The 6,497-nt window shown below is 56.5% G+C and carries 7 protein-coding genes; 4 read left to right on the top strand and 3 right to left on the bottom strand.

Annotated elements, in window-relative coordinates; genetic code table 11:
• Both ACWVCN_RS00620 and ACWVCN_RS00615 read left to right on the top strand, forming a co-directional pair.
• A partial coding sequence (locus ACWVCN_RS00620) for a peptidylprolyl isomerase (protein ID WP_455243565.1) occupies positions 1 to 634 on the top strand: 634 nt, incomplete at its 5' end.
• A gap of 105 nt (positions 635 to 739) precedes the next feature.
• The gene (locus ACWVCN_RS00615) at positions 740 to 1,771 is read left to right on the top strand and encodes a peptidylprolyl isomerase (protein WP_455243564.1); all 1,032 of its coding nucleotides are present in this window, start codon (positions 740 to 742) and stop codon (positions 1,769 to 1,771) included.
• Here the strand turns inward: ACWVCN_RS00615 and yihA are convergent.
• Positions 1,695 to 2,297 (bottom strand): ribosome biogenesis GTP-binding protein YihA/YsxC, encoded by a 603-nt coding sequence (yihA, locus tag ACWVCN_RS00610; RefSeq protein WP_455243563.1) that lies wholly within the window; start codon positions 2,295 to 2,297, stop codon positions 1,695 to 1,697. The two genes, ACWVCN_RS00615 and yihA, sit on opposite strands and share 77 nt — an antisense overlap.
• 103 nt (positions 2,298 to 2,400) lie before the next feature.
• Here yihA and mtgA point away from each other — a divergent pair, with 103 nt between their 5' ends.
• Complete coding sequence (mtgA, locus tag ACWVCN_RS00605) at positions 2,401 to 3,135, top strand: monofunctional biosynthetic peptidoglycan transglycosylase (protein WP_455243562.1); 735 nt, start codon at positions 2,401 to 2,403, stop codon at positions 3,133 to 3,135.
• Positions 3,136 to 3,137: 2 nt separating this feature from the next.
• Positions 3,138 to 5,189: a TonB-dependent receptor plug domain-containing protein gene (locus ACWVCN_RS00600; RefSeq protein WP_455243561.1), complete on the top strand. Its 2,052-nt coding sequence runs from the start codon at positions 3,138 to 3,140 to the stop codon at positions 5,187 to 5,189.
• Between the two features lie 8 nt (positions 5,190 to 5,197).
• Here the strand turns inward: ACWVCN_RS00600 and ACWVCN_RS00595 are convergent, their stop codons facing one another.
• A complete protein-coding gene (locus ACWVCN_RS00595; protein WP_455243560.1) occupies positions 5,198 to 5,632 on the bottom strand; it encodes a VOC family protein in 435 nt (144 codons plus the stop codon).
• Positions 5,629 to 6,497: isoaspartyl peptidase/L-asparaginase family protein (locus ACWVCN_RS00590; protein WP_455243559.1), on the bottom strand; the 869-nt coding region annotated here is incomplete at its 5' end. The genes ACWVCN_RS00590 and ACWVCN_RS00595, both read right to left, overlap by 4 nt.

Here is a 6,497-nt window from a genome sequence, read left to right as displayed (position 1 = left end):
GCTCCTCCAGGAGGCCCGCAAACAGGGAATCGACCGGAGCGATGCGGTCCGGGATCGCGTAAGGCGTTATAAGGAAAAAATTATCAGGGAGGAACTCCTGAAGGACCGTTTGAAAGATACGGTTGAGCTCACAAAGGAAGACCTCGACCAGTACTATGCGCAACACGCAAACGAACTCCTGACGCCGCTAAAGGTACGAGTCGCACAAATGCTGCTGCCGAATTACTCGGCTGCCAAAGACCTCGAGACCCAGGTCAACAAGGGAGCGGATTTTGGTAGTTTTGCGAAGCGATATTCGATCGACGAAAAGACGAAATCGAACGGCGGAGATCTGGGCCCCTACCGGAAGGGTCTTGTCATACCCGAAGTCGATGAAGCAATCCATTCCCTGAAGCCCGGAATGGTCAGCGCACCGATCAAAACCGATGACGGCTACTACCTCGTCAGGATCACCGCGCTCGAACCCGAGATTATTCAGGCGGATCTGGCCAAGCGGGAGCGGCTGAGACAAGAGCTGCTTTATCTGAAGCGCAAGCAGCACTTCGATGCGGTGATCGCCGACATCAAAGCCAAGGCCGTTGTCAGACTCGCGGACGGTACGCGGCTCTCCGGATACAACATGGGCAGCCGCTGACTCCGTAATTTCCGAGGGCTTCCCCTCCATATTCATTCTCCGCCGATTCCTGTACAATGAGGCTGCATTGTGTACGGGCTTGCCTGAATCTCCAGATCCGCAGCGATGACTTGCTCCTCCACCATATCAAACATATCGATTTCCTGGCGTTGTCTGGCCTGGATTTCTCTGGTTTTTTCCCTGCTGGGCTTCCCGGGTCACACGCGGGCAACAACGGTCGAGGATCGGATTGTGGCGATCGTCAATTCAGACCTGATCATGTGGTCGGAGGTGAAACGTGAACTAGCTCCGGAACGGGAGCGGATCGAACGACAGTACCAAGGCGAGGAGCGCGCGCGGCGATTGAAACTGGCCGAATCAATGGCCTTAACGTCTATGATCGAACGCCGCCTTCAGCTTCAGGCGGCGAAAACGCACGCCATCGACGTCAGCGATCAGGAGGTCAAGCAGGCTGTCAGGCAACTGATTCAGCAGGGAGAGAAAATCGACGAAAAGGACCCGGCAGCTACAAGGAACGTTCGCGAGCAATTGATACTGCTTAGGGTCGTCGATAGGGACGTTCGAAGCAACGTCATGGTGGCCGAACCGGAGATGCGGCGGTACTACAAGGAACATCGGGATCGATTCGCGCTTCCCGAGGAATACACCCTTAGCCAGATTCTCATTCGCCCGCGCTCACCTGATGAGATCGCGTACGCGAGGGAGAAATCCCTCGAGGTCGTGGCCCAGCTCAAAATGGGAGAATCATTCGAGGATTTGGCATTGCGTTATTCAGACGGCCTCAACTCCTCAAGGGGCGGGCGTCTCGGACTGGTACGTCAAGGAGAATTGTTGCCGGCCATCGAGCGGGCGGTGTCGACCTTAACTCCGGGCGGGATATCCGATGTTATAGAGAGCCCCGAAGGTTTTCACATCGTCCGGCTGGAAGACAAGAAACCAAAGCAGTTCAGGCCGTTTGAAGAAGTCAGGCAGGAGATCCAATCCCTGGTCTTTCAGCAAAAAAGCGAGGATATGTTTCAAACGTGGCTCGCGGACTTGAAGAACAAGGCATACATCGAGATCAAGTTTGAGAACGCTCCTTCAAAGCCGTCCACAAGCGCTCTCGCCCCTCGCCCGTCACAGACGAATACGCCATAAAGGACGCAGGGTCCGCGACCTCCAGGTCGTCTTGGAGCCGACGCAGCGCCGAGACCCGTTCACTTGCTCTCAGCTTGTCCACCTTCGTCGCGACGACGAGAGGATCGTGACCGAGGGAGCCCAGCCATGCGAGCGTATTGCGGTCCTGCAGGCCCAACACGCGGCTCTCTACCAGCAACACGACAGCCAGAAGTTGTTCCCGTTGCGTGAGATACTGCTCGATCAAGGGTGCCCACCGGGCTCGTTCGGCCTTCGATACCTTGGCATAGCCGTAGCCTGGAAGATCCACCAAGACAAACCGAGCGAGGATGGGATCATCTGTTGAAACGGAGAACAAATTGATCGCTCGTGTCTTTCCTGGCGTGCGGCTCACCTTCGCCAGCCCCTTTCGTTGCAGCAACGAATTGATCAACGAGGACTTCCCGACGTTTGAACGTCCCGCAAAGGCGATTTCCGGCATGGATCCGCCAGGAAACTGTTCTGGGCTGACACAACTTCTGATAAACTCGGCTTTCAGAATTTTCACCGGTCACTCCATAGGCGCGGGACGAGAGGCTACGGGTTGGAGATTTCTTCACTTACTGTAGCCTCGCGTCGCCGGTCTTGTTCCTGTTCTTACGCATCGATCTATGCGGAAGTCAACTTCACGGCGTCGCCAGCGACTTTTCCTCATGGTCTTCTTGTGCGTCAGCCTTCCGCTCGCCGCATTGCTATTTACGTGGCTGGTGACGCTGCCGGATGTGGGCGAGCTCAAGTCTCACAACCCTGAAACCACCGCGCTCATCAAAGCGCGCCAGAGACAAGCAGAGGAGAGGGGCCGAAAGATCGGCCTGCATTGGACGTGGGTTCCGCTGTCTCGCATCTCCCCCCACCTTCCCCGCGCCGTCGTCGCAGCTGAAGACGCTTCGTTCTTCGAACACGACGGTTTCGATTGGGAAGGCATTAAAGACGCCGCCCTCTACAACCTCGAGAAAGGCGAATTCAAGCGAGGAGCCAGCACGATTAGCCAGCAGCTCGCGAAAAACCTCTATCTTTCAAATGAACGGTCGATCTTCAGAAAGGCGCACGAAGCCCTGATCACCAGCTCGCTGGAGCACCATCTTTCCAAGGAGCGTATCCTTGAGATTTACCTCAATGTGGCCGAATGGGGTAATGGCGTCTACGGCGCGGAAGCCGCATCACGCCATCATTTCAGGAAACCAGCCCGCGACCTGACGCCAGACGAAGCTGCCTGGTTGGCCGCCATCCTTCCCTCGCCGCGACGGTACGATCCGCTGAGAAAAACATCCGCTCTTACCAAACGGCATGGACGAATTCTTCGCAGTATGACTCAGACGTCTAATCACCGCAAAGGCGACGATTAGCGGTGAAACAGGTTATGAAGCTTTACCAGTTCGTAGTGCTGACTGTCGCCGTCGTCCCTTCTTTCGCCTTCGGGGCAGATGAGATTGAGCCGATCGACCAGGCCGAGAGCATCATCACGACCGATGAAATCGTGATTTCTGCTACACGGACGCCGGAGAGCCTTGATCGAAGCGCGGCGCCAGTGACTCTCATCACAAAGGATAGAATTGCGCGTTCTCCTTATCCCGGCGGCCATCAACTCGACGATCTCCTTCGATCTATTCCCGGCATCCAACCGGCGACGCTTAGCAGCCGCTACAACCACCCCACGGCTCAGTCCGTCACATTGAACGGCCTGGGAACACGGCGTACGCTGGTGTTGCTCGACGGAGTCCCACTCAACGACGGATTCGGCGGATGGGTCAATTGGGGATTGATCCCGAACGATATCGAGCGGGTTGAGATCGTCCCCGGTGGGTCGTCAAATTTGTACGGTACCTGGGCCATGGGAGGCGTCATCCATGTCCTCACCAGAACCAAGGAACGAAAAACCGGATTCACCTTGGATAGCCAAGCCGGCATGCTCAGTACTTATCAACAGTCTGTAAGCGCGAGCTATGGAACAGATCACCTTCATGTTTCTCTCGGCTACCGCTGGTTCCACACGACCGGAATCATCCCCGTCCCCGAATATCAGCGTGGACCGGTTGACCGCTCAAACGATTCCCGCCACCATTTGTTCAACGGCAGAGTTACCTGGCTGCCGACCGGCCACACGTCGTTCGATCTGTCCGGCAGTCTGTTTCGTGAGGACCGGACGTTCGGCACAAACCTGAGCCTCGCCTCACGAACGATCGGTAATGCATCGCTCGGATTTCGGAGCGAGCAGGGATCTGCCGGCTTCTGGGAAGGGAAACTTTTCGGACAGTGGCAAACCTTCAGGAATCTGACGGCTCAAACCGTCCCTTCCCCTCTTCTGAGACTCGACGAGTTTCGCGACCGCATACAAACGATTCCGAGCAACGACTTCGGCGGATCGCTTCAGTGGACCGGGACACTGTTCGACCGGGATCGACTGGTCTTGGGTACCGATGCAAGGACTATCATCGCGCAATCCACCGACGATCAATTCTCCCAGACATCATTCCTCGGACAAACACTGGCCAAAGGCCAGCAGCTTGGATGGGGTCTCTACGGAGAATGGATCATTCATGCCGGTGATCACCTGACCGTGATTCCAAGTATCCGTTCCGACTGGTGGAAGAACTTTAATGCGAGAAGCGCGTCAGCAACGAGTTCCATTGCATTCCGGGACAACGTTATCCAGGTCATCAATCCGAAACTCTCATCCCAGTACCAGTTCAACGACAGATTGCGCCTCGGGGCCTCCATTTACCAGGCCTTCCGGGCGCCGACCCTCAATGAACTCTACCGAGGGTTCGGATTCGGCGGATTTTCCTTCCTGCCCAACGAAGATCTTCGCCCCGAACGGCTAACCGGTGCGGAATTCAAAGTCGAAGGCGAACTTTTCGCCAACCGCTCGCTTCGCTGGCGCCTGTCCGTTCACCGCGATGAGGTCAAGGACCAGATCCTTTTCGTATACGGCCCCGTTTCGGCCCAGCGACAGAACGTAGGCAGAACGCTGTCGACTGGTGGCGCGATAGACCTCACCTATCACGTCCATTCCTTCGTGACGCTGAACGCGGGTTATGCCTACGCCGATTCTGTGATCAGTAGTTTTCCGGGCAGTCCCGACCGGGAAGGAAAGCGCGTCCCGAACGTCTCCCGCCATCAGGTGACTCTGGGGGTCACTGCCGGACAGACCGAATGGATCGAGGCTACGATCCTGGCGCGATATCTCTCACGCCAGTTCGCAGATGATGCCAACACCCAACCGGTGGCAGATTTCATTGTTCTCGATGCCTCGTTCCAGCACCAGATTCGCAACGGACTTCGTGTGTTTCTCAACGGCGAGAATCTGACGGACCGGCAATATATCGCGACACAAACCGGCCCTATCAAAACGCTGGGCAGCCCTTTGCTGATTATGGGTGGGATCCGTGCCGACTTTTGACCCTGCTTCTATGTGGAACTGTCTCCAATGCGGCGCTCCCCCTGTTCTCCGAAGATCGCCGACTCATGGGTGTAATGCTTGAATTCGAGGAGATTATCCGAGGGGTCTTGTAAAAAAAACGTGTGGTGCTCGATGCGGGTGCCAGGAAATCTTACGCGCGGCTGCTGGTAGAAGGTAAGGCCTATCTCTTTGGCACGATCCGCCAGCGCCTGCCATGCTTCCTTCGACAGAAACACTAGCCCAAAATGCCGGGGGTAAATGCTTTTCTGTTCCCGGCTTGGCCCTTCAGAGAGATGGGCTACCAGTTGATGGCCAGCCAACCCAAACGTAACAGCCTGATCGGATTCTCGACCTAACGTGCAGCCGAGGCCATCAACGTAGAACCGTTTTGCCGCATTAATATCGTGAATAGGAAAGGCCAGATGAAAAATAGCATTGTTCATCGCCAACGATCTCTCACGGTCGGTTTTCCTGTGCCGTTCCACCAACCAGCGGCCATTGCCGGAGTCACGTGGGTGATGCCGAAACTCCCGCCCGGCGCAATCACCAAGGCACCAGCTTGCCCCTTTATTCGTAAAACCAATTGTCGCAAAACCACTTTACCTGCCACAAGCGGACTCTTGCCTTCGGCTAGACGCTCACAGATCGCCTTCGCGGCCGAGAAGCGGATGATACCCTCCCCGATACCGGTCATGGACACGGCACCGGAATAATTGTCCGCATAAACTCCGCAGCCGATTAAGGGTGTATCGCCGACGCGACCCGGCAACATCGAGTCGATTCCGCCGGTCGATGCCCCTGCGGCAACCGTCCCCGACCGGTCGAGTGCCACGGCTCCAACCGTACCATGGCTTCTTCTCCTCCTCTTCACGCTCGCCAAGAGGATCTCATGCGAAGAACGGCGAGTCAGGCCTGCCGTGCGACAGCGTTTCAGTTTGAAGTGTCGGGCAAAGGTCTTGGCGAACGGGCCGACCAACAGCACGTGATTTGTTTCCTCCATAACCAGCCTGGCGGCGGTGATCGGATGAACAATCCCTTCGAGCGATGCTACCGCGCCGGCTCGGAGTTGGCCACCCTCCATGATAGAGGCATCCATTCTTTGCACTCCATCGAGTTGTTGTTTGGATCCTCGCCCGGCATTAAAGTGCCCCGACTGCTCCAGAAATCCAATGGCACTCTCCACGGCAAGAACCGAAGGACCTCCCCGATCGAGGATCTCGTACCCGGTGGCGAGCGCTTCGCCTAGACAGTTGGACTGATGTTTGGATAGCGAGCGGCGACCTGCGCCGCCATGCACGAGGATGAGAG

Source organism: Petrachloros mirabilis (assembly GCF_975968855.1).
Note: the sequence above shows the minus strand (reverse complement) of the source record. Positions and strands in the feature narration are given on the sequence as shown.